Source organism: Amycolatopsis sp. NPDC034160 (genome assembly GCF_055575355.1).
This window is the reverse complement of the sequence record NZ_JBVISU010000020.1, coordinates 41,239-66,720: the sequence shown is the minus strand read 5'-3', so window position 1 is coordinate 66,720 and position 25,482 is coordinate 41,239. Positions and strand designations below refer to the sequence as shown.

The window sequence follows — 25,482 nt, the reverse complement described above, 5'->3', positions numbered from 1 at the left end:
GAACGCGGGAGCTGTTCCTCACCATGACGCCCCAGCCGGACCACACGATCGGGAAGGCCGCCGCCGAGCGGCTCACCATCTTCGCCGACGCCGTGATCGCGATCGCGCTCACCTTGCTGGCACTGGATCTCCCCATCCCCCAAGGCGACACCACCAACGCCATGCTGGGTTCGATCTCCGCCCACGGCGAGGAATACCTGGCCTTCGCGCTCAGCTTCGTGGTGATCGCCGCCCACTGGCGCGCCCACCACGAAATCTTCCCCTATGTCCGCTCGTCGAGCAGCCGCCTGATCAGCCTCACCCTGGGATGGCTGTTCATGCAGGTCCTGATGCCGTTCGCGACACGGGTGATCACCGCCGAAGGCGCATTCCCGCTCCGGTTCAGCCTCTACGCGCTGGTGCAGGTTCTGGCCTCCGCGTCGTTCGCCCTGACCATCCGGGAAATCCGGCGCGAACACCTGTACCGAACCGACGACCCACCCCGGGTGTTCACCCAAAGCCTGACGCGCGGCATCTGCCTGGCAGCGGTGTTCGGGATCTCGATTCCGGTCTCCTTCCTGACCGACAACACCGGCGCGTACCTGTGCTGGCTCGCCGCGCCGATCGCACTCGCCATCGCCCGCCGCGTGCAGGACCACAAGCCGTCCGACAACTGATCGAGGTCAGCATCACCGAAGCGGAGATCGCCGATTTGCGTGAACGATTGCGACGGACACGGTGGCCCGAGCGTGAGCCGGTGGACGACTGGTCACAGGGTTCACGGGCTGGGCATCCACTTCCCTGCACGTCCGCTCGCCGGAGCCGGACGCGTTCCCGCTCGTGCTCACGCACGGGTGGCCGGGTTCGGTGCTGGAGTTCCTGAAGGTTTTCGGCCCGTTGACCGACCCGCGCGCGCAGGGCGGTGACTGGGGGTCGGCGGTGTCCGCGGCGCTGGGCGAGGTGGCACCCGAGCGGGTCGTCGGCGTCCACCTGAACCTGGGTCCGTGGCGGCTGGCACGTTCGACGATCCGACGCGCGGGAACGGGCGAATCTCGAGGCCGAGAAGGAGATGCAGCGCAGCGGCCGGGGATACTCGGCGATCCAAGCGACACGGCCGCAGACGCTCGGCTACGGCCTCACCGACTCCCCGGCGGGTCAAGCGGCCTGGATCGCCGAGAAGTTCTGGGCGTGGACGGACAACGACGGCCATCCCGAGAACGCGTTGTCGCGGCAGACGATCCTCGACGAGATCTCGGTCTATTGGTTCACCGCGTCGGCCACGTCGTCGGCCCGCCTGTACTGGGAGAGCTTCGCCGACTTCCGGAACAAGGTGACGGCGTCATCCGGGCTTTCGGTCTACCCGCGCGACATAACCCGCCCGTCGAGGCGGGAGGCCCCGCTGGTTCGAGGAACTCCCGCATGGTGGCCACTTCGTCGCGCTCGAACAGCCGGAGTCGCTGGTCAAGCAGGTGCGCGGGTTCTTCCGCCTGTTCCGCTGACCGCACCGCGGTTGAGACCCTGCCGCCTCGGAACGGCCACGTTTGTCGGCGGCGGGGGGATCAACGACCTGATTTCACACAGCCGGCGGCCACACAGAGATAAACGACCGCGAGGACAGCCGACCAGGTCACCCTTGTTTCGACGGCCAGATAGAGATGCACCAACGCGAGGACGCCATAAGTTACAGCGAGTCCTCGCCAGGCTTCGGAGCTACCCAAAGACCACGCACCGCCCCGCCACGAACGCCGATGTGCCCGGCACTCCGCCGTCGAGCGGCGGGCACCGGGCACATCGGAAGAACGCGAATCGTCAAGATTCCACTCGCATCTTGGTTCCCGCACACCCAACGGGAACCGACACTCAGTTGTGCTGGCTCGTGCCACCGTCGAGCACGCCGCCCGCGGCGCAGTTGTAGGGGGACTCACCGCTGGCTTCGTGGGCACCCGGCGAGAGGATCGGCACCCCGATGCCGTTGAGCGAGTCACGGATCGGCACCTGGACACCCAGCACGTTGATGTTGTTGTCACAGGCGCCCACCACGGCGTTGACATTGTGCAACACGTCGATGTTGTTCAGGTTGGCCAAGCCGACCTGCTCGCTGATGTCGTGGCCGTGGTGGTCGTGGCCTTCGTCGGCCGGCGTCCCGGCGGACGCGATTCCGCCGGTCAGGAATGCTCCGGCCGCCATCGCGGCGGTGACGAAACCGATCTTCTTCAGCATGGACTCTCCTCGAATAGGAATGGGGCGACGTAGGGGAAGGGCACCGGCGTGCCGCAGCGCAAAAGCTACCGACCCGATTGACGGATCTCCATCCGATGCCATCATCGTGTGGTTCGAAACCCCGTCTGACCGAGGTTTTTGTACCTCGAATGGGGGGCGCGAGCCTGGATGCACCTCGTTGTCGGATTCTGCCGACACTGACCTCACGAGCCCGATTCACCGGCTACGCACCCTTTTTCGAGGCGCGTGTGCGAAGAACGATTACCTACAGTGCCGAGGAGTTGTTCCGAGTATCGTCATGCTCCCCTTTCGAACCACAAACACTGGCACGAAGATTTTCTTTGGGTGACGAAACTCCCGCACCGGTCCTTCGAACGTGGTGACTCCGCCGCATCTCTACGCTTCCTGCCATCTCCGCGAAGTGGCCGAATGCCGGCCCGGTTCGTGACGTGGCGAGAAGGAGCCGTTGGTGGTCGCTTACGGGATACTCGTCGTTTCGGCCGCGTTGTACGCGATAGGGATCGTCGCCCAGAGCGTCGCCGCCCGGCGAGCCGCGCATGAGCGCGGAACAGGTCTGGGACTACTTGCCCGGCTGGCCGCCGACAGGCTCTATCTGGTGGGCTTCGCCGGACAGGTAGGCGGTTTCGCGTTCGCGTTCTTCGCTCGCGAATCACTGCCGCTGTACTTGGTCCAAACCGCTTCGTCGTCGGCGATCGGACTCGCGACCCTTTTCGGCGTCGTCGTCTTGAAATGGCGAGTGCGAATCAGTGAGGCGCTGATGCTGGCGCTGATGGCGTGCGGACTGGTCGTCCTCGCCGGCTCGTCGAAACCCTCCGTCGCCGAGGATTTCTCGCCGACCACCGTTCTGCTCCTGACGGCCACGCTGGTCGCGATCGGCGTGACCATGACCCAGGTGGGCCGGACGGAAACCTTCCTCCTGCCCGCCGTGCTTTCCGGGGTTTCGTTCGCCGTGGTGGCGATCATCAGCCGGGTGCTGGCCCATGATGAAGTCACCTCGCTGCCGTTGAATCCGCTGACCGGGTTGATGCTGGCCGCCGCCGTACTCGGGCAGGCATCGATGGCGGTCGCTCTCCAACGCGGCCTCGCCACGGCGGTCGTGGCGACGGCCGACGCCACGACGATCGTGCTGTCCTCCGTCACCGGCATCACGGTGCTCGGTGATCAAGTCGCCGAAGGGACCGGGATTTGGGTGGTCTCAGGCCTCACGGCGGTCGTCGTCTGCGTACTGGTGCTCGGCTCGCAGGCCCGCACCACGGCGGCCGCGCCCGGTGTCACGGAGAAGACGGCATGACCGCGCGGCCACTGGCGAGCGTGTCGATCGACCTCGACAACCTGTGGGCTTACCGCAAGACCCACGGCGACCCCGAGTGGCGCCGGTATCCCAGTTTTCTGCCTTCGGCCGTGCCGCGGCTGCTCGAAGTCCTCGGCGAGCAGCGGCTGACGACGACGGTGTTCGTGGTCGGCGCCGACGTCGTCCGCGAAGACGGCGCCAAGGCGGTCAACGAGATCACCGCGGCCGGTCACGAAGTCGGCAATCACTCGTTCGGCCACGAGCCTTGGCTTCACCGCTATACCCGTGCCCGTCTCGAAGACGAACTGCGGCGTACCGATGACGCGATCGTCGAGGCCGGCGCCCCGCTCCCCCTCGGTTTTCGCGGGCCGGGATTCAGCCTCAGCCGCGACCTCGTCGAAGTACTGGCCGAACGCGGATACGCCTACGACGCCAGCACCCTCCCGACCTGGATCGGCCCGTTCGCCAGGGCCTATCACAATCGCACGGCGCCCCCGCGCGACGGCGGTGACGACGGCGACGGACGCGACGAACTGTTCGGCGGCCTTTCGCGGGTGTTGGCGCCGGTGCACGCGTATCGCTGGCGAACGACCGACGGCACCGGCCTCGTGGAGCTTCCGGTGACGACGATGCCGTTGGTGCGCACGCCGATCCATGGCTCGTACCTCCTGCAACTGCACGAGATCTCGCCCCGGTTGGCCAGGGGCTATTTCAAGACGGCCCTACGGCTCTGTCTCGCGAGGAAGGTCGCGCCGTCCCTGCTGCTGCATCCCACCGACGTCCTCGGTGGCGCGGAAGCACCCGGGATGGAGTTCTTCCCCGGGATGGCCGCACCCAGTAGCCGCAAGGTGGCTTGGCTGGGGTGGGTGCTGCGCGCCTTGCGCGAGCATTTCGACGTCGTCGGTACCGGTGAATACGTACACCGGACCAACCCGCGGCGGGAGCGCGCGGTGACCTGCCTGGACGCCGGGAGATGACCACCTTCACGGTCGTCACCCCCGTCGAGCACAGCGCACGGGCGGCGATGCTGCGCGCTCTCGCGTTCGCCACGGTCGCCTTGGCGCCGATCGAGGGCTACCTGGCGGCCGTGCACCCGCATCTCGGCAAGGTCGTGCCCGCGCTGCTGGTCACCACGTGGCTGGTGACCCGGGCCCGCCGGCGACGGTCGCCCCGGGCGACGCCGCTGCACGCGGTACTGGCGCTGCTCGCGACGGTGGTGGCGATCACCGCGGCGGCCCATTCGCCGGGCTCCTTCACCGCGGAGTACACCTTGCGCTGGCTGCCGTTTCTCGCGCTCACCGCGGTCCTGGCCGATGTCGCCGGTCGTGAGGTTCAGATCCGCGGGTTGTTGCTGGCCATGGCGACGGGAGCCACCGCGGCCGCGGTCGGCGGGCTGTACAGCCTCGTCGTCGACGGGCAAGCACGCGCCGGTGGTCCGTTGGAGGATCCGAACGACCTCGCCTATTTCCTGGTCGCCGCGGTTCCCTTGCTTTTCGTCGCACGTCAGGGTTCACCTCGGCGGTCGCTCGCCGTGGCCCTCGCCGGCAGCGTGCTGGTGGCCGGCGCCACGGCGACCTTCTCCCGCGGTGGCGCCTTGGGGCTGGCGGCGGCGATCGGCTGGCTGACCCTGCGCCGGGTCCTGCCCTGGCGGGTGCTCGCCGCTTCGGCCGCGGCGGCCGGTGTGCTCTGCGTGACGGCGATGTCGCTCGCCGGTCCGCTGATCGAGCGGGCGTTCCAGGAGAAGACCTACATCGCGGCCTCCAATGTGGACACCAGGGAGCTGCGCTGGCAGGCGGCGGCCCGGATGGTGGCCGAACATCCGGTGCTGGGCGTCGGTCCTGGCGGATTCCGCGAAGAATACGCCGCCGCATCCCGCAACGCCGAGCTCGACGAGCAGACCCCGGTGGCGCACAACATGTACCTCGAGGTGGCCGCGGAACTGGGCCTGCCGGGATTCGCCCTGTTCGTCGCGATGATCGTGCTCGCGGCGACAGCGAGCGAACGGGCCGTCCGGACGGGCGACCCCGCCGCCAGGACCGAGGCGATCGTGATCCAGGCGTCGCTGCTGGCCGTACTGGTCACCTCGACGTTCCTCTCCGAGCAGTACTACCTCCCGTTGTGGTCGCTGACCGCGTTCGCCGTGGCGGCCGGAGACCGGGTTCGCCGAGGGAAAGGCGGTTTCGATGCGTGTCCTGCACGTGATCAGTGAGATGGGCGCCGGCGGCGCCGAAACCCTCGTGGCGGGCATGGCGGCCCGCGGCGAGGAGTACGGCTGGGTGTCCGCGGTCGCCAGTGGCGGTGGATTCCGCGCCGACGCGCTGGCCGAGGACGGGGTGGAGCACTTCCCGGTCCCACTCGCCCTTCGCAGCGGGACAGGTGTGCTGCGGGCGGCGTGGGCGGTCCGCCGGGCGATCGCCCGGTTTCGGCCGGAGATCGTGGTGGCCCACAACGTCGGCGCGAGTCTGGTCGCCCGGCTCGCGCTCGTTCCCGGGCGGCGGCGGCCGGTGGTGACCGTCTTCCACGGCGTCGCCGACGACGAGCTGACGATGGCCGCACGCATCCTCCGGCGCACGTCCGACCGCGTGGTCGCCGTTTCCCCCGCCACGGCCGACCGGCTGGCCGAAGCGGGCTTGAGCCGTCCGGTCGTGATCCGCAACGCCGTGTTCGCCCGGCGGCCGGTCTTCGGCCGGGCGGCGGTGCGGGCGTCGCTCGGCGTCGCGGCCGGGACGCCGGTCGTGCTCTGCCTCGCCCGGTTGGAGCCGCAGAAACGCCACGACGTGCTGCTGGACGCGTGGGCACTGCTCGGAAACGACGCGGTGCTGTGGTTGGCGGGCGACGGGAGTCTCCGTGCCGAACTCGAGTCCCGTCACGAGGACGTGAGCGGCCGGATCCGGTTCCTCGGTACTCGCGAAGACGTGCCCGATCTTCTCGCGGCGGCCGACGTGACGGTGCTGACCAGCGATTGGGAGGGCCTGCCGCTGGCCGTACTCGAATCGATGGCCGCCGGGCGGCCGGTCGTCGCGACCGATGTCGGCGGCGTCGGTGAAGTGCTGTCCGGCGGCGCCGGGGTGCTGGTGCCGCCCGGCGACCCGCTGGCCGTGGCGAAGGCCTTGGGCGCGTTGCTGCGCGACGAGTCCGCACGGGACTCCTTGGCCGCCGAAGGCCTGCGGACGATCCAGCGGGAGTACGACCCGCACACGGTGATGAAGGCCTACGACGAACTGCTCCGCACGACGCTGGAAGGCAAGCGGTGAAAGAACTCCTGACGAGAATCCCACGCACCGCGGCCCTCGGCGCCGCCGTGGGACTGCTGATCGGCTCGCTGGTCTTGGCGGTGGGCTTGTCCCGCGACGAGCAGTACCAAGGACGCGTGAGCCTGCTGGCCGAGCCCATCGGCGGTCAGGAGAGCTCGGTCGCGCAGTACGGCGAAGTCGTCTCCCTGACCTTGCCCGCCTTGGTCGAACTCGCCCGCAGCCCTTCGGTGCTTCAGGCCGCGGCACCGGTTTCCGGTTACTCACCGGAAGAACTCGGTCAGCGGATTTCGGTGGAGCTGGTGCCGGCCTCCGGGTTGGCGCGCCTGTCGGTCCGGGCGGCGTCTTCGGAGCAGGCGGACGCGACGGCGTCAGCACTGGGCAAGGCCTTGGTCGACGCGAATCTGCTGGCCCCCGTCGGCAGGCTGCGGCCGTTGGACACCAAGGCCGACGTCGCCGTGGTCGCGCCGGACACCTCGCTGGTGACCGGGCTCGCCCTGGTCGCGGCCGTGGCCGCCGGGCTCACCACAGCGGCGATCCGCCGGTCGATGCCGTCGAAACCCGGTGGTGGGACGAGGTCCGTGCGCCGGGCGCTGCTCGCGGCCGGGATCCAGCGGCCGGTGGCGGTGCTGCGTGGCGACGACCCGGCGATCACCGACCGGCTGACCGTTCTCGGCCTCGCGACGGGGCGGCCGGTCCGCGTGGTCCCGGTCGCCCCCGAATACCGCGAGACAGCCGAGAAGCTGGCGGCCGCGCTTTCGGCGGACCAGAACCGAGGCGACTCCTCGGTGGTGGCCGTGGCCGGACGGCGAAGTCAGGACGAACTGACCGCGGCGGCCGGTGTGCTGTCCGCCGAAGCCGTGCTCATCGCGGTGGTGCTGGCGTGAGTACGAGAGACCGCGCCGTGCTGGTGGTCGCGACGATCGTCGGCACGCTGAGCGCGTGGCACGCGCTCACACCGTCGTGGCGGGTGCCGCCGCCGGTGCAGGCGAATCTGGCCGAGGAGCGGTTGCAGGACTTCCGCGACGCGCTGTACTTCCCGATCCGGGAGTTCCTCGCGGGCGGTAATCCCTACAATCCCGCCGCGATGTTCGCGCACTGGCCGGTGCGGCAGGACTTCAACCTCTACCAGCCTTACCACCTCTTGGCGCACCTGCCGTTCGCGCTGCCCGGCTACCGGGTGGGCGCGGTGGCCTTCACGGTGTTCTCCTTGCTGCTGCTGGTAGCGCTCGCGGCGCTGGCCACGGTCGCGGTCCGGCGGCTCGTCCCCGTCCCGTTCGCGGTCACCACCGCGGTGCTCGCGGCGCTGGTGGTGACCAGCCAGGTCGGGAAGGCACAGCTCTACGTCGGTCAGGTGAATCCGCTGATCGCCGTCGGCGTGGCGGGGGCGCTGCTCGCCCGGCGGGACCGGCCGGGCTTGGCGGCGGTGGCGCTCGCGCTCGCCTGGCTCAAGCCGCAGTACGGCCTCCCGCTGGCGATCTTGCTCTTCGCCAGGGGATCGCGGCGGGTGGCGCTGGCGGGGACCGCCGTCGCGGCGGCCGCGAGCCTCCCGGTGGTGGTGCTGCTGGTGAGCCGCAGCGGTGGGGTCGGCGCCTTTCTCGACGTCGTCGCCGCGAACATCGCCCACGCCCGTGGTACCGCCTACGGTGCGGTCGACTCCCTTACCGCACAACGGATCGACGTCGCGGCGGTGTGGTTCCGGGTCACCGGCTGGGCTCCGTCTGGCATCGAACCACTCGTCTTGGCGGGGGTGCTCGTCACGAGCGTGCTGCTCGTGCGGCGGCTCGACCAGGTGTCGGCCTCACCGGTCGCCGACCTGCTCACCTGTCTCGCCGTGGTGGTCTGCGTGGTGCACCAGCCCGGTGACGTGCTGATCGCCATACCCGCGATGGCCGCGGTGGCCGTGCTCTGGTGGCGCCATCGAGCCGAACCGGGCTGGGGCGCGGCCGGACTCGCCGTGCTCGCGGCGGCGATACCGTTCGCCCATCTGTACACAGTGGACTCGGCGGTGGTCTCCCTGTTCGGCACGCGGGTGGCCGTCACGGTCGACGGGGTCGCCGTGGTCTTCGCGTGGTGCGCGCTGGTCTGGGCCGCCGTCCGGCTGACCGCGGCCCGCGCCGCCTCGCCGGTCGCGGCCGGGAGCGGCGGATGACCGGCGGACTCGGGACGAAGGCGGTCCGGGGCTCGCTGTGGCTCGGCGCGGTCAACCTGGTCAGCAAGGGCAGCCAGATGCTGATCACGCTGATCCTGGCGGCGCTGCTGACCGAGGCGGAACTCGGGATCGTCGCGCTGGCGGTGTCGATGGTCAACCTCGGCCAGGTGGTGCAGTCGATCGGCGTCTACGACGTGATCAGCCGCACCGGACGCGATCCGCGCCGGATGGCGGGAACCGTGCTGACGATGAGCGTCGGCGCCGGCCTGGTCCTCGGTATCGTGCTCGCCGCCGCGGCGGGGCCGATCACCGCGATGCTCGGCGCCCCGGACGCCGCCGGCTTGGTCCGCCTGGCCGCGATCAGCCTCCCGTTCTCGGCCGCGGGCGGGGTCCAGATGGGGTTGCTGCATCGGAGACTGGACTTTCGGCGACGGCTCGTGCCCGACGGTGGGAGCGCGGTCCTGGGTGCCGTCGTGACGGTCGTGCTCGCCCTCGACAGTGCCGGACCGGCGTCCGTCGTGATCGGCCTGGTGTGCACGTCGGTCGCTCAGCCACTGCTCGGTGCGCTGGTGGGCGGCGGCGTGCGGCCGTGCTGGGATCCCCCGTCGGCGGCGGAAGCCCTGCGCTGGGCCTCGGCCGTGGGACCCGCGGCCGTCGTGGCGGCGATCCTCGTCAATCTCGACTACCTGGTGGTCGGCCATCTGCTCGGACCGGACGCGGTCGGCGTCTACTCACTGGCCTACCGGCTGGCCTGGGTGCCCTACATCATGGTGGCGGTTGTACTGGGCGCGGTGGCCTTTCCGGTGTTCACAAGGTTGCGCGGGGAAGAAGGCGCGCTGCGGGAGATGGTCACCCGGTTCACCCGCGCCGTGCTCGTGCTCGCCGGCGGCCTGTACCTCGCGCTGATCGTGCTCGCCGACCGTGTCGTGGTGCTGGGCGCGCGGTGGGCGGACGCGGCGGATCTCCTGATCCCGTTGTCCGGTTACGGCCTGAGTATCTGCTTACTGCAGATTTGGTACCAGGCGGTGAAGGCGACCGGGCACGCCAAGCGGTATCTGGCGCTGGAGTGCGCCCATCTGGCGATGCTCGTGGCCGGGCTGGCGCTGCTGGCCGACCTCGGGATCGGCGCGGTGGCGGCGGTTCAGTTCTCCTCGGCCTGGCTCATGCTCCCGATCGCCTGGCGCGTCCTCACCGGGCTCGGCGTCGCGCCTCCTATGCCCGGACTGGCCGGGATCGTGACCCGGCTGCTGGGTGCTTGTGTGCTCGGCGCCCTGCCCGCCGTACTGCTCGACCACGCGGGCTTGTTCGGGCCCGCGGACTCACTGCCGGGGACCCTCGGCGAGGGTCTGGTCCTCGTCGCCGGTTACGCCACCGCGACGCTGGTCCTCCACCGCGGCGAACTGCGGGCGCCGCTCCGGGAGAGTACGCGATGAACATCGTGCACGTCTCCCAGCCGGTGACCGCCGGCGTGGCCGCGGTCGTCCTCGAACTCGCGGTGGCGCAACGGGATCGGGGCTGGTCGGTGACCGTGGTATGCCCGCCATCGGGCTGGCTCGCCGAACACTTGCGGCTACACGGGATCGAGGTGCGCGGCTGGGCCGCGACCCGCTCCCCCGGCCCGCGGGTGATCACCGAAACACTGAGACTGCACCGCGTTCTCGCCGAACTACGGCCGGAGGTCGTGCACCTGCACAGCTCGAAGGCCGGGCTGGCCGGCCGGCTGGCGCTGCGCGGAAAGCGGCCGACGGTGTTCCAACCGCACCTGTGGTCCTTCGAGACCGCATGCGGACCGCTGCGTCGTGCGTCCGCCGGCTGGGAACGGCTCGCCTCCCGGTGGACCGATCTCGTCGTGTGTGTGAGCGACGACGAACTCGCCGTCGGCCGGAAGGCGAAGGTCACCGCGGACGCGGAAGTCGTCTGCAACGGTGTCGACACGACCAGGTTCGCTCCTCGCGACCGGATCACGGCGCGGCGAAAGCTGGGGTTGCCCGAACGAGCGCCGATCGCCGTCTGTCTCGGCAGGCTGGCCGAGCTGAAAGGCCAGGACCAGCTGCTGTCGGCCTGGCCGGAGGTGCTGCGGCGCGTGCCCGGCGCACAACTCGTGCTCGCGGGCGACGGCCCGATGGGCACCGTCTGGCGTGACCGTCATCCGATGGCGGCGCACGGATCGGTGCGGTGGCCGGGGCATACCGACGACCCGGCGATGTTCTACACGTCCGCGGACGTCGTGGTACTCCCCTCGCGCGCCGAGGGAATGGCACTCGTCCCGTTGGAGGCCATGGCGTGCGCCCGGCCGGTGGTGGCCTTCGACGTCGGCGGGATGCGCCAAAGCATCGCCGACGCGGGCACCGTGGTGCCGCCGGGTGACCTGGACACGCTCGCCGCCGCGGTGGCCGCCCGGCTCGCCGGACCGGAACTGGCCCGGCTCGAAGGCGAACGCGGTCGGCGGCGCGTGGAGCTGTCCTTCGACCGGAGGCGGATGACCGACCAGATCGCCGTCCTCGTCGAGAAACTCGTCACGGAGGAGCACATCCGGTGAACCGCGTCGCCTATCTGCTGACCCAGGACCGGGGCGGTCCGGTCGACGTCACCGTCCGGCTCGCCGCGACCCTGCTCGGCGAAGGGGTCGACGTCCGTGTCTTCGGGCCTGTCCCCGCCAGGGGCGCCGACCTGCTCGACGACAACCACGAGCGGCTTCTGGTGGCGGACAAGCAAAACCTCGCCGCCGCCGGTCGCGCGCGGGCGGCGATCCGGGCCTGGCGGCCGGACGTGGTGCACGCCCAGGATCGCCGTGCGGGGCTCGTACTCGCGGGAATGCGCTTCACCCGCGCGGCACGGCCGCTTCTGGTCCAGACCTATCACGGCGTGCCGGACGACGTGACCGAGAAGTGGTTCCGTGCCGGACAAGGTGCCGCGGGGCCGTCCGCCTACACGCGGGCCGTCCTGGCCGGCGACGCGGCGGTGGCCAGGATCCTCGACCACACCATCGTGCCCGCCGGGGCGATGGGCCGCTTCCTCCGCGCTCGGCTGCGCGTGCCGTCAAGTCGGCTGAGCCAAATCGACAACTGCGTCGAGCCCGCCGAACCGAACCCTCCGACCGGACCGGTCCGGCACTTGATCTTCGTGGGCCTTCTGGTGGAACGCAAGGGAATCCTGGACCTCCTCGCGGCACTGTCGATGCCGGGGGTCTTCCCGCCCGGCGCCGGTCTGACCGTGGTGGGCGACGGCCCGCAACGAGCCGACGCCGAACAAGCCGCGCGGACGCCGCCCTTGTGCGGACGTGTCGACTTCCTCGGGTTCCGGCCGGATGTTCCCGCTCTGCTGGCGAAGGCGGACGCGCTGGTGCTGCCGTCCACCATGGAACAGCAGCCCTTGGTCGTGGCCGAGGCCATGGCGGCGGGAAAACCCGTCGTCGCTACCGATACCGGAGGAGTGGCCGACATGCTCGGCTCCGCTCCCCTGGCACCGCCGGGCGATGTTCCCGCCCTCGCCGAACGCCTGCGTGCGCTGTTCGCCGACCCGGACCCGGCCCGGACAGGCGCCCTGCTCGCCGCGCGAGCCCAGCGGCGCTACGCACCGGATGTCTGCGCGCGGCGACACCTCGACCTGTACGCATCGCTTCTCGCCGCGCGGGGTACTGCCGAGGGGTGAGTCGCAAGGAGGACGTGCGCGTGCTCAGAAACGTAACTCGCGTGTCTGGACGCCGCACTCGGGTGTTCGGCGTCCGATCACGCGAGTTACGTCTTCAAGCACGCGAGATCCGTCTTCAAGCACGCGAGACTCGTGTCTGATCACACGAGCGCGGTGCCGCGTCAGACACTCGGTCACGCCGCGTTCGACCAACGGGTACTACTTCGGCTTGACCATCACGATCCCGTCGGCGGCCGCCAGGGTGATCGGCGCGGGCCGTGCCGACGAGGAAGACGACGAGGAAGACCGCGAGGACGACCGCGAGGAAGACGACGAGGACGACGGCGAGGACGACCGCGAGGAAGACGACGACGACGACGAGGAAGACGACGAGGAAGACCGCGAGGACGACGGCGAGGAAGACGACGACGACAGCGGGGACGACGGCGCGGAAGACGACGACGACAGCGGGGACGACGAAGGCGGCCACGAGGAGGTCGGCGCGGTGCGGGTGCCCGCCACGACGAGTCCTTCAGGCGGCGTCACGGTCTGAGCCGCCGACGTGGGGTTCACCGCGACCCAGCCGCCGGTGAAGGTCCGGGTCCACACCCCGTTGGACTGCCGCTCCGCCGCGTCGACCGCTTCCCCGAGATCGCTGCCCTGCAGGGGCGACCATTCGGGATCGCGGTAATCGTCCGTGGTGGCCGGGGTCCAGCATGTCCGGGGGCCGGCCAGCAACGCGGCACTCGCATATCCCGCCCGGCCCTGCTGAGCCGACCTCGTCCGGGTGACCAGCAGCAACAGTGACTCCCCGAGCGCGGCCTGGGCCCGCAGTTCCTGGAACTCGTTGCCGCGGAAGGTGAGCAGACCGCCGGTCCCGCCGTCCTCGCGAAACCCGAAGTTCTCCTCCATCGCACCACCGAAGCGGGAATGCGCCGTCCACCTCCCCGGCAGCAGATGCGTCTCCGACACGTTCGGCACGAACAACTTCCCCGCCTTCTGCACGGCGTCCCCGATCAACGAAAGGAAGGCGTCGAGCCCCTCACGCAGCTTCCGATCGGTCTCCGCCGGGGTCGTCGTACCGGCGAGGACCGCCGTCGAGTAGTGGCGCAGGGAGTTGAAGTCGTTGTCCGCCAGGATCCCGTCCCAGCCCTCCCTGGTCACTTCCGTCATCACGGCGGAGGTCCACGCCTGCTGGTAGGCAGGATCCCACACCGTCATCTGCCAGTGCTTCGGGTAACCCCGCCATTCGATGCGCTGCCCTCGAATGTCGGTCGCGAACCATTCGGGATGCGATCGCTGCGCCGCGACGTAACCGATCCCGCTCGGCAGGAACTCGGCGTCCTCACCGCCGTTCACCGCGCCCGCGTAATTGCGGGTGCTGGACAAATCCTTGTAGACGAGCACCTTGACCCGCGGATTGAGCTCCCGGAGCGTCCGCATCGCCGCGGTCTGGTCGGCGTTGAGCACCACGACGTCGTACCGCCGGGCGGCCAGCTTCAGTTCCTCCGCCGTCGGCGGCTGCCCGATCCCGTACCACCACGCGCACGGCGCCAGCGGTTTCGGCGGTGGCGCCGCCGACTCGCCTGCCGAACTGGCCACACATCCGGCGGCCATGACCAATGCGGCGCATCCGGCGGCGAGCCGGACGACGACCGGGCGTTCGAACGTCAGCGCCGCCTTCCGCAAAACAATTCTCCCATCGTGAGGATGATGATCTTGACGTCCAGCCAGAGTGACCAATTGGCGATGTAGTAGTTGTCGTACCGGGCACGATCCGCGATCGAGGTGTCCCCACGCAACCCGTGCACCTGCGCGAGACCGGTCAACCCCGTCGGCACCCGATGACGGGCCCAGTAGAGGTCGTGGACGGCGGAGAACTCCTCGACGAACACCGGCCGCTCCGGCCGCGGTCCGACCAGGGCCATGTCTCCGCGCACCACGTTCCACAGCTGCGGCAATTCGTCCAAAGAGGACTTTCGCAGGAACCGGCCGACGGGTCCGACCCGGTGGTCGCCCGCCACCGACCAGCGTGTCGCGGAATCGTCGACCGTCTCCTGCCGGACACTGCGCAGCTTGTAAAGCAGGAAGGTGCGGCCGTCCACACCGACGCGCACCTGGCGGAAGATCACCGGGAATCCGCTCTCCAGCAGGACCGCGACCGCGCACAACGCGATGACCGGCGCCAGTACGACCAGCGCGACGGCGGCCAGCACGGTCTCGATCACGCGCTTGATCAGCCAGCTCGGCCGTCGAGTCGGCGACCCGGCCAGCCGCATCAGCGGATAGCTCCGAAGCCGGTCGACGCCGAACTTGTCCGGGCAGAGCGCGAACAGCCGAGGCAGGACCAGGGTGACGCACCCGAACCGGTGCGCCGTGACAGCCGCGTCGACGGCGGAGCTGTCACCTTCTCCGGTGTGTGCGAGCACGACCGTCCCCGCACCATGCCGGACGATGGCCTCGGCCAGCCCGTCACGGACCACCTCCACCGGGAAAGCGGACGTCCTCCCGACCGGGGCGGAGGGCACGAATCCCACCGGGAGGAGACCGAATTCCGGATGCCGCAACATCGTGCGGATCAGGTCACCGGCGCTGTCCCCCGCACCGACCACGATGGCGCGGTCACAGCGCCGGAACCGTCTGCGTCCCCATCGCCCGAAGGCGAACACCCACGGCCGCATGCCTTCGCTCAGTAGGGCGAACTCCAGCACCATCCAGTGCATCGAGGTCATTCCCGATATCACCGGTCGGGTCGCCGCCACGAAGCACGTGATCACCGCGAACGCGAGCAGGGAAGCACCCGCCGACCGCGGCAGATCCTGCAGCCACGACAACCACAGCCGACGCCGGTGCACCCGTCCGCCGACCCGCGCGCCCGCCAGGATCGTTCCGATCAGAAGCGCTTGAGGCACGGTCACGCCGGCGATCCGCGCCGCCGCCAGCCACGCGACGACGTCGACCACGACGAGCAGCACCACGACGGCGTTCACCCGCGCCAGCAACGGACGTCTCCGCCTGGTGGCGGACGGTCGGCGGTACGACCGGTCCCGTGGCGGTCCGGCGAGTGCCGGAATCCTCAGTTCGGTCACCACGCCGGTCCTCGCCGGGATGGGTGAACTCGCCCGGCCGAACCCTGCGCGAGTCCGCGTGTCGAACGGAAACCCCGTCCGCTGCCGGATCCGCCGTGGATCGATTTCGTCTTCACGATGAATTTCCACTTCGTCACAAGTCAGCCAATCGGACCAAGTCCTGTTCGGTCCGCCGTCTTTTTCCTCGGTTTTCCCCCGGCAGACCCGATCGGACGAGCGGAGTGGACCGACCTTTCAGGGGACACCGGTGAACACTTTGTGTTTGCAGGGACAACCCTCCTTTCGGGGGATCTCGGCCGACCCTAAAGAAAGGGTTCAACATAGCCGAATATGAGCTGTCGGCCGAACCGAGGTTTGCGGCCGGGGACCATTTCGAGCACTCGAAGGGGATACGTGTCAGCGAATGAGACCGCTCTGGCCACGAGAGCGGAACCGGACCGTCAAAGGGCACGGACCACTGGACGGTCGCATGTCGTTCTGCCCGCGTTCAACGAAGAAGCGGCCTTGCCCGTTCTGCTGGAACGGCTCGCCGAGGCCGCGCTCACCGAGGAGCTCACCGTTTGGGTGGTCGACGACGGTTCGTCCGATCGCTCCGCGGCCGTGGCCGAAGCCGGATTCGGCGAACTGGACGTGCGCGTCGTACGGCACGCGGTCAATCTCGGCCTCGGTCGCGCCGTGCAAACCGGTCTCCGCGCCGCGCTGGAAGAATCGGGTGTCGACGACATCATCGTCGTCATGGACGCCGACGACACCCACGATCCCGGCTTGCTCCGCCGGTTGCGTGAAGAGATCGCCGCCGGCGCGGACGTCGCCATCTGTTCGCGGTTCGTCCCCGGTGGCGACGATCGGACCGCGCCACCGGTCAGGCGACTGCTTTCCCTTGGCGCCGCCCAGCTTTTCCGGCACACCCTCGCTGTCGACGGGGTTCGCGACTTCACCAGCGGTTACCGCGCCTATCGCGCGACGCTGCTGGAGAGGGCCTCGGCGCACTGGGGTGACCGGCTCATCGAAGAGCAGGGCTTCGCGTGCATGGTGGAGCTTCTGCTCAAGCTCCGTCACTGCGACCCGGTGATCAAGGAGGTTCCGCTCACCCTGCGCTACGACCGCAAGCGCGGGCCGAGCAAGCTGAAACTCCGGCGGACCCTCGTGCAATACCTGAAACTGCTCGTCCGCGACCGGCTCAGCCCGGCGCCGTACCGGAAGCTGTGATCCTCCGGTGACCACCATGTCGTCCCCTGCCGTCGCGGTGATCGGCGGCGGAATCTGTGGCCTGACCACGGCTCATCGGCTCGCCCGCCGCGGGGTGCGGGTCACTCTGCTCGAGGCCGGTGACCAGCTCGGCGGGCTCGGCACGTTCTTCTCGCACGGCGACCAGGCGGTGGAACGGTTCTACCACTGCGTCATGCCGACCGACGCCGATCTCCTCGCCCTGCTGGACGAGGTGGGCTTGAAGGACGCCGTGCGCTGGCGGAAGACGACGATGGGCATGGTCGTCGACGGCCGCCGTCATCGCTTCAACTCCGCCCTCGACCTGCTGCGGTTCACCCCGTTGCGACTTCACGAGCGGGTTCGCTTCGGCCTCGCGTCCTTGATGCTGCGGCGGTGGGGAAGCGGCCGCGACCTAGACCTTCTCCGCACCGAGGACTGGCTCCGCGGACTTTACGGCCGCCGTATCTGGGAAGAGTTCTTCGCTCCGATGTTCGGCTCGAAGTTCGGTCCCTCCTTCGGTGACGTCCCCGCCCTGTACCTGTGGCAGCGACTCGGGCGTGAACGCAATGTCGCGACGCGCGGATATCCCGACGGGGGCTACCGAACGATCATCGACGCGCTACGGGCGTCCATTGAGGACGCGGGCGGGACGATTCGCCTGTCGACACCGGTCCATCGGCTCCGCGGCACCACTGGTGGCTGCTCACTCACGTTGCCTGGCGGTGAGGAGCTGGACGTGGACAAGGTGGTGTCGACCGTTCCCCTGCCGCAGTTGCGCCGGCTGGCCGACGATGAACTCGCCGAGCGCCTGCCGGGAAGCGAACTCCGGTACCAGGGAGTCGTCACCGGTGTGTTCTTCCTTCGCCGTCGGCTGAGCGGACATTATTGGACACCGGTGTTGCGCTCCGGTACGGGGTTCGACGGCGTGGTGGAGATGTCCGCCCTCACCGGTACCGAAAGACACGGCGGCGCGAATCTCGTCTACGTCATGCGCTACACCGATCGTTCATCCCGCCTCTACCGCGGCGAGCCGGACCGTATCGCCGCGCAATGGACGGATCAGCTCAGGGAGCTCTTTCCCGAGCTGCGCCCGGAGGACGTCGAGTCCGTGCGGGTCTTCAAAGCACCGTTCGTCGAGCCGGTGTACCCCCTGGGATATCTGGCGGCGCGGCCACCCGTCACGGTCGACGGCACGAGCCTTTTCTTGGCGACCACCGCACACGTGTACCCGGACGTCACGAGCTGGAATTCGAGCGTCAAGCTCGCGAACCGGGTGACCGGCCTCGTCTTCGAGAGCCTCGGACGGCAGGACGCCGGTGAGCGGGTGCCGTGACCGGCTCACCCCGGCGCGACCATTCCCTCGATGGCGTCGACGATCCGCTGCGCGGCGAACCCGTCCCCATACGGTGAAGGGATGTGCCGCAGCCGTTCGCGGTGCCCCGCCACGTCGTCCAGCCACACGGCCGCCTCCGCACCGATCCGCGGTCCAGGCGGCACGAGTGTCCCGAAGTCACCGCTGATCTCCGGGCGCTCGGTACTCCGGCGAACCACGATCACCGGTCGTTTCAGCACACTCGCTTCTTCCTGGATACCACCGGAATCGGAGATGAGCACCGCCGCTTCGGCGGCGAGTGCGAGGAAAGCGGGATAGGCCTGGGGTTCGAGTACCAGGAGTGGGACGAGAAGCCGGGTCAGGCCGAACCGCCGCACGTTCTTGCTCGTCCGGGGATGCAACGGGAACACCACCGGGAGCGGCAGCCTGCCGAGCTCTCGCAGGATCTCCGACAGCCGTGCGGGATCGTCGACGTTCTCCGGCCGATGGAGCGTCGCGAGAATATATCCGTCCCGGCGCAATCCGCGAACGGACAGGAGATCGGCCCTGGCCGCCGCGGGCGGGAGCCCGGCCAGAAGCGCCTCGACGACCGTGTTGCCGGTGACCACGATCCGTTCGGCGGAAACGTTCTCAGCGGCGAGGTTTCGCCGATTGAGCTCGGTCGGAGCACAACAGAGATCGGCGAGATGGTCGATGAGGACACGGTTGTGTTCTTCGGGCATCGCCCGATCGTGACTGCGCAGGCCGGCCTCGACGTGCACGAGCGGGAGTTCCCGGGCGTTCGCCGCCAGCGCCCCGGCGAGCGCGGACGTCGTGTCACCCTGCACCAGAACCACTGGCGGAGGGAAGTCGGCCAGGGCCTTGTCGACAGCGCTGATCGCTTGGCCGAGCTGCGCGGCACGGCCGTCGGCGGTCACGCCCAGTTCGCGAAAACGCCGAGACGACGGCAAGTCCGCGCGGATACGCGAGTACAGCGACTCGTCGTAGTGCTGTCCCGTGTAGACGACGGCGCAACGGTCACCGAGGCGGTTCATCAACGGGGACAGTTTGATGAGCTCCGGCCGCGTCCCGCAGACCAGCACGACGCCACCGGTTGTCGCTTGCCGTCGCGACCGGGGAAACACATCTGTCCGCTCTTCCGGTGGCGCGCCGGCACCGGTGACGATCGACATCTGGAGGTCCTTTCGGCTTCGGTCTGCACGCACGCTACCCACCGACACCATCGGTGACACCTCAATCAATCCATTGTGTGGTCCGGTTGCGGCACCCACCAGAAAGCACACCACTCGAATAGGGTGAAACGATCGAATGCCCACACAGAATGGGAAGCCCTTGCTCAAGAAATACCTCGCCCTGACGGCCGTGGTGCTCGCGGCCGCGGTCACCACGTCCATTCCACGCTCGGACGCCTCACCGGGCTTTCTGCTCCCCGATCTCCGTCAGGCACCACCAGGGTGCGCCGGAGGGTTCTCGGGTGATCCGCTCAAGTGCACCCATTGGGACGTGTGCATGGTGATCGATCCGGCCGCGCCGAACGGCCGCTGTGTTCTTCCCGCCGCCGCGAAAGCCGTCCGGATCCGCTTCACCAGCTCGGAAGAGAACATCGGCGACGGACCATTGCTGCTCTACGGCCGGCGCGACGACACGAAACAACCCCGCATGTCCGTCCGTCAGGCCTTGCGCGACGCCAAGGACGGCTCCATCCCCGCCGACTACAACGCGGCACAGCGACCGACCCGCGCCTTCACGTACTACGAACCGGCCATGGCCCATCAGCATTGGCACTTGATGAACTTCGAACATTTCGCGCTGACCTCGAAACGAGGTGAGGTCGTCGTCACCGACCGCAAGAACGGCTTCTGCCTCGGCGACCGGTTCCCCATCGCCGACCCGGTCAAGCCGGCCCGTGTTCCGGGGACCACCGGCCCCGACGCGGAACTCGCCGAACGTCTCCGCGCGAACAACTGCCGCCATCACGAACCGAACGCACTCGACGTCGTCGAAGGGATCTCCGTCGGATCAGGTGACGACTACAAGTACGACGTGGATTTCCAGTGGCTGGACATCACCAACGTTCCCTCCGGCCTCTACACGCTGGTGAACACGGTGAACGGGGACCGCACACTGGCGGAGACGGATTACGGGAACAATTCCTCGTCCGTGGCGCTGTCGATCGAATGGCCGGATGGCGAACCCGGGTTGTCCGGCGCCCTCTCGCGGGGACCGGTCGTCAAATTCCTCCGCAGTTGCCCTGGACAGGCACACTGCGGTTGAGGTGAATTCCGGCGTTGGGGCCAGGCTACCCGGACCGTGCCGGGTGCCTGGTCCATCACCCATCACCCATCGGCTGAGCGGCTCGGGGATGCGAAAAGCCGCCGCGCGGAAGATTTCCGCGCGGCGGCTTCGACGGAGTCGGTCAGTTCCCCTGCAGGGTCCCGCCGTCTTCGATGATGCCGCTGGCGCAGTTGTCCGGGGTGGCGCCTTCGGCCTCGGTCTCACCCGGGGACAGGACCGGAATGGCGATGCCTTCGGCGACGTCGCGGATCGGGACCTGCACACCGAGCACGTTGATGTTGTTGTCGCAGACGCCGCCGACGACGTTGAGGTTGTGGACCACGTCGAGGTTCTGGACGTTGGCGAGCCCGAGCTGGCCGTTGTGGTCGACCGGGTAGTCCGCGATGGCGGTGCCCGCCGCGGAGGCGGTTCCGCCGACGATCGCCATTCCGGCGGCGAGGGCGGTGGCGACGAAGCCGAGTTGCTTGATCATCTAAAAGACTCCTGAGGATATTGCCTCACCGCGTGCCCCGGTGAGGTCGGTTATGGTCCGTTCACGCCGGACGGGGACGCCTTCGCCTGGTTTCTCGACCGGCCCCCGCCCGTGCCGGCGTCGCTCCGCGTCGCGGGGGCGCCCGGAGTACGGAGCAGGAGTGTGCAACTCTCCCCGTACTCCCGGCACCCACCACGACAGCGACTCGAATCGCCGACCCCTGTGCCCCGGCCGCCTACTGTGCACGCGGGAACGACCGTGGCACCGAGACTTTCTAGTTGTCCTGCACCGTGCCACCGTCGGTCACGGCACTCGAGGCGCAGTTGTACGGCGAAGCGCCTTCGGCCTCGTGCGAGCCCGGCGAGAGAATCGGCACGCCGATGCCGTTGAGCGAGTCACGGATCGGCACCTGGACGCCCAGCACGTTCACGTCGTTGCTGCAAAGGCCGAGTGTGCCGTTCACGTTGTGCAGCGCGTCGATGTTGTTCAGGTTGACCAGGCCGACCTGGCCACTGTGGTCATAGTCGTAGTAGTAGTCGTCGGGGGTGTCGGCGGACGCGACACCACCGGTGATAAAGGCTCCGGCGGCGATCGCGGCCGCGACAAAGCCGATCTTCTTCAGCATTTGAGAATCTCCTCGATTCGAAGATCGCTTCGGACGGACGTCAAGCAGCGTGCTTCTGTCCTGCGACGAGGGAAACGTACTGACAACGAACGGTCTTTTCCAATTGCCGCCACCATCGTGTAGGTAGCGCACTGCCCTGAACACGCGATACGTGGCCCGATCGGGTTACGCGCTCTCCCTTGGGGCGGCAGGAACCTTGGGGGCCAAAGCGAATCCAGCCGGGCTATCGGCGTCGGGGACCGATGTCGCTCCACCACCAGAGCCTCGAATACCTTGGGATTACGCTGAACGAGACCATCCTCGACGCACGAACCTGCGGCGCCGTCACCCGTTCGGATGTCTTTTTCGCTTTCCGGGCAACGGATCGCAGGCCACCTCGAAGACCAGCCACCTCGGTGAGCAGCCAAAACCCGGTTCGCGGACACGAAGACCGCTCCTGTCCCCCGTCATGGTGTGTGTACTCTCCCCACGAGAGCGCCGCACCTCAGATCGCCGAGGTAGCCGCGCACCACCTGATGACCCATCACCTCGACAAACGGAGGATGTGGTGGTGAATGCCCTTGTCCTGGACGGCCGCCGTGAACCGCGTGAGCGCATGGTCCGGTTGCTCGCGAACGCACCGGGGATGCGGCGCGTCGGATCCGCCGGGACCAGCACCGAACTGATCGCCGAATTTCGTGCCCTGCCGTCGGATACCGTCTTCTTGAGCGCCCGCGTGCCCTCAGACGTCCTGACGGAGACGATCAGGACGATCGTCATGCTCCGGCCCGGCACGACAGTCGTGATCTTCGGCGCGCCGGAGTTCGCCTGCCTCGCTGTCGACGCGATCAGGCAGGGAGCCTCCGCGTTCATCGCCTGCGAAGCGAGCAGTACGAGCACCGGGTCGGCCAGCACACTGCCCGGCTCCTTCTCACTGCCGAGGCCCCGTTCCACAGTGGAACAAGCGCCGGCTTTGTCCAAGCGGGAGACCGAAGTGCTGCGCGGGATCAGCCTGGGCAAAACGAACAACGAGATCGGCAGTGACCTGCACCTCGCGGAGGACACGGTGAAAACCCACGCACAACGGCTCTTCAAGAAGCTGGCCGCCACCGACCGCGCGCACGCGGTCGGACAAGCGATGCGCAAGAACCTCATCAGCTAGGCGTTCCCAGACACACATCGGGATCGAGCGCCCCGCATCCCGGTCACCGTGACGAATCCAGCCCATCGAAGGCCACGCCGCTCGTCCATCCGTGCGTAGTCCATGCATCTTCGAGAAAGACAGGGCTCGCATTCGCTCGCCCAGGGGGAAAATTGAATGACCAACTCGTGACCGTGCCGTTGAGCGCGGCTTTCACTCCCCAGCTGGTCTGCACGACCGGCGACCGCCTCATCCATCCGGCGGACGGCCGCAACGACCTCGCCCGCATCGTCGTGCGCTGGGCGCGAAGATGGGTTCCCGAAACCTGGCCCGCGCGCGAGTACTTCGACGCGCTGGGGGTCGGCGACCTCGAATCACCCTGCTATCACGACGAATCGGTCGTAGGCTGGCTGCTCATCGAACCTCGGCCGAATTCACTGGCGTGGCAAGTGCGCACCGGGAGAATCGACATCACCACCGCGCTCACCGCCGAAGCCGAGGCCTGGCCTGACTGAGACTGACATCCCGGCCTGACTGACATCCCGCTTGAAGCAAACGAAGGCCCCTTTCCTTGCGCCTCGCAAGGAAAGGGGCCTTCGTTCGTACTCGGAACCTCGAACAGCGGTCAAACCCTGCCGCTACTTCTGCAGGAGGTTTCCCGCCGAGCCGGTGACCTGCTGCACCGCGGGCAGCCGGAGTTCCCCGTTCTCCGCCAATGCCGGCGAGTTCTGGACAGCGCCGAGCAGAGGCACGTTCTGGGACAGCGAGGCGATTTCACCGAGCATGGGCAAGCCACCGTTCGTGCCCATCTGCGCGGGAAGAATCGACTCGCCCATGGGCAAAAGCCCACCCACCAACGGAAGCCCGGAGGCAGGAGCATCGGCCCGCTGGGCCTGACCCGGTACGGCGGACATCCCCGGCATCGAGCCGGAGCCGGGGGTCTCGAACTCGGTCGCGGTCTGCGGCGCATCGGTGTGGAAAGCAGTCACCCTGGTGCCCGAGCCGGCGTCAAGCGGATCGGTGGCGACGGTCGTGTCGACCGGAGCGGGCAGCACGGCGAATTCGCCGTAAACGGGAAGGGCCGGCTTCTCCACCGGAATCTGCGCGACGCGCGAGAAAACCGGAAGGGCGGGCAACTCGGCGGCACCCAGTTCGGCGCCCAGCGGCGCGTTCAGGTCCGGCTCCTGCGCCTCGCCCGCGACATCACCGAGCTGCAACGGAAGGAAGTCCAGCAACCCCGTCGGCACCGGGTAGACCGGCCCGACCGGGGTGGTGGTGGGCGGCACCGCGGCGGGGACATCGTTCAGCACCGCGTCGACGGCCGGCTGCAAGGAATCCTCGTCCGCCGCGTCCAGCTGCTGCAGCGGCCGCGCCTGCTGCATGGCCTCGGTCAATCCGGCGGCCGCGGGGGCGACGATCTGATCCAGCGGGGAGGCAGGCAGATCGGGGTCGAGGTTCTCGCTCGCCGAGGCGATACCCGTGCCCAGCATCAGCAGTCCACCGGTGGTCACCGTGGTCTGCAGGAGGTACTTCATCCAGTTCTGCATGACAAAACTCCTTTACTGACAAAATGGGAAATACTTCGTGACGTGCCGTTGAAACGAGTCGCGGGCGACGGCCACGCGGAAAGGGGAACTACGGCATCGAACGCCGTGGGACAACGGCGATCGCCGCGGGAAAGCGACCACGCCCGGAAGGGGAAATCACCACCGGACGCGTAGGTGATCGCGAGAGGATCAGCCGGGTGTGACGTCCGGCCGGAGCACCACGGCCAGTGCGGCCTGGTGGCCGGCATTGGCGCGGTCCAGCGAAATTCGATCGGCCTGGCCCACGCGTCCGGGCAGGACGGCGCCACTACCGTGGTCGCCACCGCAGGCCACAGCGGAACTCGTCGACGTGCCGCACAGTGACATCGGTGACCACGGCGGAAGCGACTTTCCCGCGGTGTGACCGGAAGTGTGTGCGCGCGACGTTGTGGACGAAAGCTCGCCGGGAGACTCGTCCCGGCATGGTGCGGAGAGGGCGGTGCGGCCGTCGCCCGAACCCTGGTGCTCCAGGGCGGAGGAGGCGGTCACCGGGTTCGACATCGGCTGGCCGACGGCGGATGCCATGACCCCCATGGGGTCTCGATCGACATCACCCGGCCGCGCCAGAACTGCGGCGTCCAGGGTAGCGACGGTGTGGCGGGCGGCCTCGTCGGCGGCCGTAAGCACACTCGCCATGGACTTCGCTGTGCCATCAAGGTTTTTCACCGAGAGGACCGCGCGCTCGGCGAGCGACACCGCACTCTTCGATTTCCCGGTGAGCGACGGCGCCGCGGCCGCGGGCAGCGACGGAATCGCCACTGCGGAGATCGGATCACTCAACCACGCGGGTGTCGCCGATTGCGGCGAATCGATCTCGACCGCGGTCCTCGGAGCGATCCATTCGGACGCTTCCTCGATGACCGGGACATCAGCTCTCGCGGTGACATCGCCCGCGATCCATCCCGCGACGGTCGCCGCGGCCACACCGCCCACCAAGACGAGCGCACGGGCGAGAAGACGACGGACGCGCACCGCGTCGGTCATCTGGTTTCCCGCGTGCGTCACAGCGCTGACTTCCCTCGATCGTCAATTCTCTGCATGGCCGACATCGCGTGCCGTTATCGCGAATGAATGTTAATTGCGACGCATATGACGGCCACCGCGCACCCCCGGTGAAAAACCGGCCGCCGAGCGCCCGCACGGCCGGCCGGGACCGTTTATTCGAGGCTGACCAGCGACAATTCACTGAGTACCACTTCGGCGCCAAGG

General features: G+C 68.5%; 23 protein-coding genes and 1 pseudogene. 16 read left to right on the top strand and 8 right to left on the bottom strand.

From position 1 onward, the window contains the following. Positions 1-23 precede the first annotated feature (23 nt). Positions 24-656 (top strand): TMEM175 family protein, encoded by a 633-nt coding sequence (locus tag ACZ54P_RS31355; RefSeq protein WP_465465199.1) that lies wholly within the window; start codon positions 24-26, stop codon positions 654-656. Beyond that, positions 653-1,478: pseudogene (locus tag ACZ54P_RS31350) on the top strand (epoxide hydrolase N-terminal domain-containing protein). The gene ACZ54P_RS31355 and the pseudogene ACZ54P_RS31350 overlap by 4 nt, the downstream one beginning before the upstream one ends. Positions 1,479-1,839: 361 nt before the next feature. Here ACZ54P_RS31350 and ACZ54P_RS31345 read toward each other — a convergent pair. Next, complete coding sequence (locus ACZ54P_RS31345; protein WP_465465198.1) at positions 1,840-2,199, bottom strand: hypothetical protein; 360 nt, start codon at positions 2,197-2,199, stop codon at positions 1,840-1,842. A 469-nt stretch (positions 2,200-2,668) separates the two neighbouring features. Here ACZ54P_RS31345 and ACZ54P_RS31340 point away from each other — a divergent pair, with 469 nt between their 5' ends. The 9 genes from ACZ54P_RS31340 to ACZ54P_RS31300 are packed head-to-tail and all read left to right on the top strand — an operon-like array spanning position 2,669 to position 12,565. After that, on the top strand, positions 2,669-3,511 hold the full coding sequence (locus ACZ54P_RS31340) for a hypothetical protein (RefSeq protein WP_465465197.1): 843 nt from the start codon (positions 2,669-2,671) through the stop codon (positions 3,509-3,511). Continuing rightward, a complete protein-coding gene (locus ACZ54P_RS31335) occupies positions 3,508-4,488 on the top strand; it encodes a polysaccharide deacetylase family protein (RefSeq protein ID WP_465465196.1) in 981 nt (326 codons plus the stop codon). The genes ACZ54P_RS31340 and ACZ54P_RS31335 overlap by 4 nt, the downstream gene beginning before the upstream one ends. Further along, positions 4,485-5,720: an O-antigen ligase family protein gene (locus ACZ54P_RS31330; RefSeq protein ID WP_465465195.1), complete on the top strand. Its 1,236-nt coding sequence runs from the start codon at positions 4,485-4,487 to the stop codon at positions 5,718-5,720. Before ACZ54P_RS31335 ends, ACZ54P_RS31330 begins: the two co-directional genes overlap by 4 nt. Continuing rightward, entirely contained in the window at positions 5,695-6,765 is a 1,071-nt protein-coding gene (locus tag ACZ54P_RS31325; protein ID WP_465465194.1) for a glycosyltransferase, read from the top strand. The genes ACZ54P_RS31330 and ACZ54P_RS31325 overlap by 26 nt, the downstream gene beginning before the upstream one ends. Then, positions 6,762-7,649, top strand: coding sequence for a YveK family protein (locus ACZ54P_RS31320; protein ID WP_465465193.1), 888 nt, complete (start codon positions 6,762-6,764; stop codon positions 7,647-7,649). The genes ACZ54P_RS31325 and ACZ54P_RS31320 overlap by 4 nt, the downstream gene beginning before the upstream one ends. Further along, positions 7,646-8,914, top strand: a complete 1,269-nt coding sequence (locus ACZ54P_RS31315) for a glycosyltransferase 87 family protein (protein WP_465465192.1) — start codon at positions 7,646-7,648, stop codon at positions 8,912-8,914. Before ACZ54P_RS31320 ends, ACZ54P_RS31315 begins: the two co-directional genes overlap by 4 nt. Next, positions 8,911-10,347: an oligosaccharide flippase family protein gene (locus tag ACZ54P_RS31310; protein WP_465465191.1), complete on the top strand. Its 1,437-nt coding sequence runs from the start codon at positions 8,911-8,913 to the stop codon at positions 10,345-10,347. The genes ACZ54P_RS31315 and ACZ54P_RS31310 overlap by 4 nt, the downstream gene beginning before the upstream one ends. Next, positions 10,344-11,453, top strand: a complete 1,110-nt coding sequence (locus ACZ54P_RS31305; RefSeq protein WP_465465190.1) for a glycosyltransferase — start codon at positions 10,344-10,346, stop codon at positions 11,451-11,453. Before ACZ54P_RS31310 ends, ACZ54P_RS31305 begins: the two co-directional genes overlap by 4 nt. Then, positions 11,450-12,565: a glycosyltransferase family 4 protein gene (locus tag ACZ54P_RS31300; protein ID WP_465465189.1), complete on the top strand. Its 1,116-nt coding sequence runs from the start codon at positions 11,450-11,452 to the stop codon at positions 12,563-12,565. The genes ACZ54P_RS31305 and ACZ54P_RS31300 overlap by 4 nt, the downstream gene beginning before the upstream one ends. A gap of 198 nt (positions 12,566-12,763) precedes the next feature. On the opposite strand, the gene ACZ54P_RS31295 is transcribed toward ACZ54P_RS31300, so the two are convergent. Continuing rightward, complete coding sequence (locus ACZ54P_RS31295; RefSeq protein ID WP_465465188.1) at positions 12,764-14,233, bottom strand: putative glycoside hydrolase family 15 protein; 1,470 nt, start codon at positions 14,231-14,233, stop codon at positions 12,764-12,766. Next, positions 14,215-15,633: an exopolysaccharide biosynthesis polyprenyl glycosylphosphotransferase gene (locus ACZ54P_RS31290; RefSeq protein WP_465465187.1), complete on the bottom strand. Its 1,419-nt coding sequence runs from the start codon at positions 15,631-15,633 to the stop codon at positions 14,215-14,217. The genes ACZ54P_RS31295 and ACZ54P_RS31290 overlap by 19 nt, the downstream gene beginning before the upstream one ends. Before the next feature lie 393 nt (positions 15,634-16,026). Here ACZ54P_RS31290 and ACZ54P_RS31285 point away from each other — a divergent pair, with 393 nt between their 5' ends. Together ACZ54P_RS31285 and ACZ54P_RS31280 are read left to right on the top strand one after the other, a co-directional pair. Next, positions 16,027-16,842, top strand: a complete 816-nt coding sequence (locus ACZ54P_RS31285; RefSeq protein WP_465465186.1) for a glycosyltransferase — start codon at positions 16,027-16,029, stop codon at positions 16,840-16,842. Positions 16,843-16,858: 16 nt separating this feature from the next. Continuing rightward, on the top strand, positions 16,859-18,175 hold the full coding sequence (locus ACZ54P_RS31280; RefSeq protein WP_465465281.1) for an NAD(P)/FAD-dependent oxidoreductase: 1,317 nt from the start codon (positions 16,859-16,861) through the stop codon (positions 18,173-18,175). A gap of 5 nt (positions 18,176-18,180) precedes the next feature. On the opposite strand, the gene wecB is transcribed toward ACZ54P_RS31280, so the two are convergent. After that, a complete protein-coding gene (wecB, locus tag ACZ54P_RS31275) occupies positions 18,181-19,347 on the bottom strand; it encodes a non-hydrolyzing UDP-N-acetylglucosamine 2-epimerase (protein ID WP_465465185.1) in 1,167 nt (388 codons plus the stop codon). Between the two features lie 136 nt (positions 19,348-19,483). Between wecB and ACZ54P_RS31270 the strand changes: the two genes are divergently transcribed. Further along, positions 19,484-20,449, top strand: coding sequence for a lysyl oxidase family protein (locus ACZ54P_RS31270; protein ID WP_465465184.1), 966 nt, complete (start codon positions 19,484-19,486; stop codon positions 20,447-20,449). 142 nt (positions 20,450-20,591) lie between these two features. Here the strand turns inward: ACZ54P_RS31270 and ACZ54P_RS31265 are convergent, their stop codons facing one another. Both ACZ54P_RS31265 and ACZ54P_RS31260 read right to left on the bottom strand, forming a co-directional pair. Then, positions 20,592-20,942: a hypothetical protein gene (locus tag ACZ54P_RS31265; protein ID WP_465465183.1), complete on the bottom strand. Its 351-nt coding sequence runs from the start codon at positions 20,940-20,942 to the stop codon at positions 20,592-20,594. Between the two features lie 274 nt (positions 20,943-21,216). Beyond that, on the bottom strand, positions 21,217-21,567 hold the full coding sequence (locus tag ACZ54P_RS31260; protein ID WP_465465182.1) for a hypothetical protein: 351 nt from the start codon (positions 21,565-21,567) through the stop codon (positions 21,217-21,219). A 550-nt stretch (positions 21,568-22,117) separates the two neighbouring features. Between ACZ54P_RS31260 and ACZ54P_RS31255 the strand changes: the two genes are divergently transcribed. Both ACZ54P_RS31255 and ACZ54P_RS31250 read left to right on the top strand, forming a co-directional pair. Further along, the gene (locus tag ACZ54P_RS31255) at positions 22,118-22,708 is read left to right on the top strand and encodes a response regulator transcription factor (RefSeq protein ID WP_465465181.1); all 591 of its coding nucleotides are present in this window, start codon (positions 22,118-22,120) and stop codon (positions 22,706-22,708) included. Positions 22,709-22,860: 152 nt separating this feature from the next. Further along, a complete protein-coding gene (locus ACZ54P_RS31250) occupies positions 22,861-23,202 on the top strand; it encodes a hypothetical protein (RefSeq protein WP_465465180.1) in 342 nt (113 codons plus the stop codon). Positions 23,203-23,325: 123 nt separating this feature from the next. On the opposite strand, the gene ACZ54P_RS31245 is transcribed toward ACZ54P_RS31250, so the two are convergent. Together ACZ54P_RS31245 and ACZ54P_RS31240 are read right to left on the bottom strand one after the other, a co-directional pair. Further along, positions 23,326-24,234 (bottom strand): hypothetical protein, encoded by a 909-nt coding sequence (locus ACZ54P_RS31245; RefSeq protein ID WP_465465179.1) that lies wholly within the window; start codon positions 24,232-24,234, stop codon positions 23,326-23,328. A 189-nt stretch (positions 24,235-24,423) separates the two neighbouring features. Then, positions 24,424-25,257: a hypothetical protein gene (locus ACZ54P_RS31240; RefSeq protein ID WP_465465178.1), complete on the bottom strand. Its 834-nt coding sequence runs from the start codon at positions 25,255-25,257 to the stop codon at positions 24,424-24,426. Between the last annotated feature and the right edge of the window lie 225 nt (positions 25,258-25,482).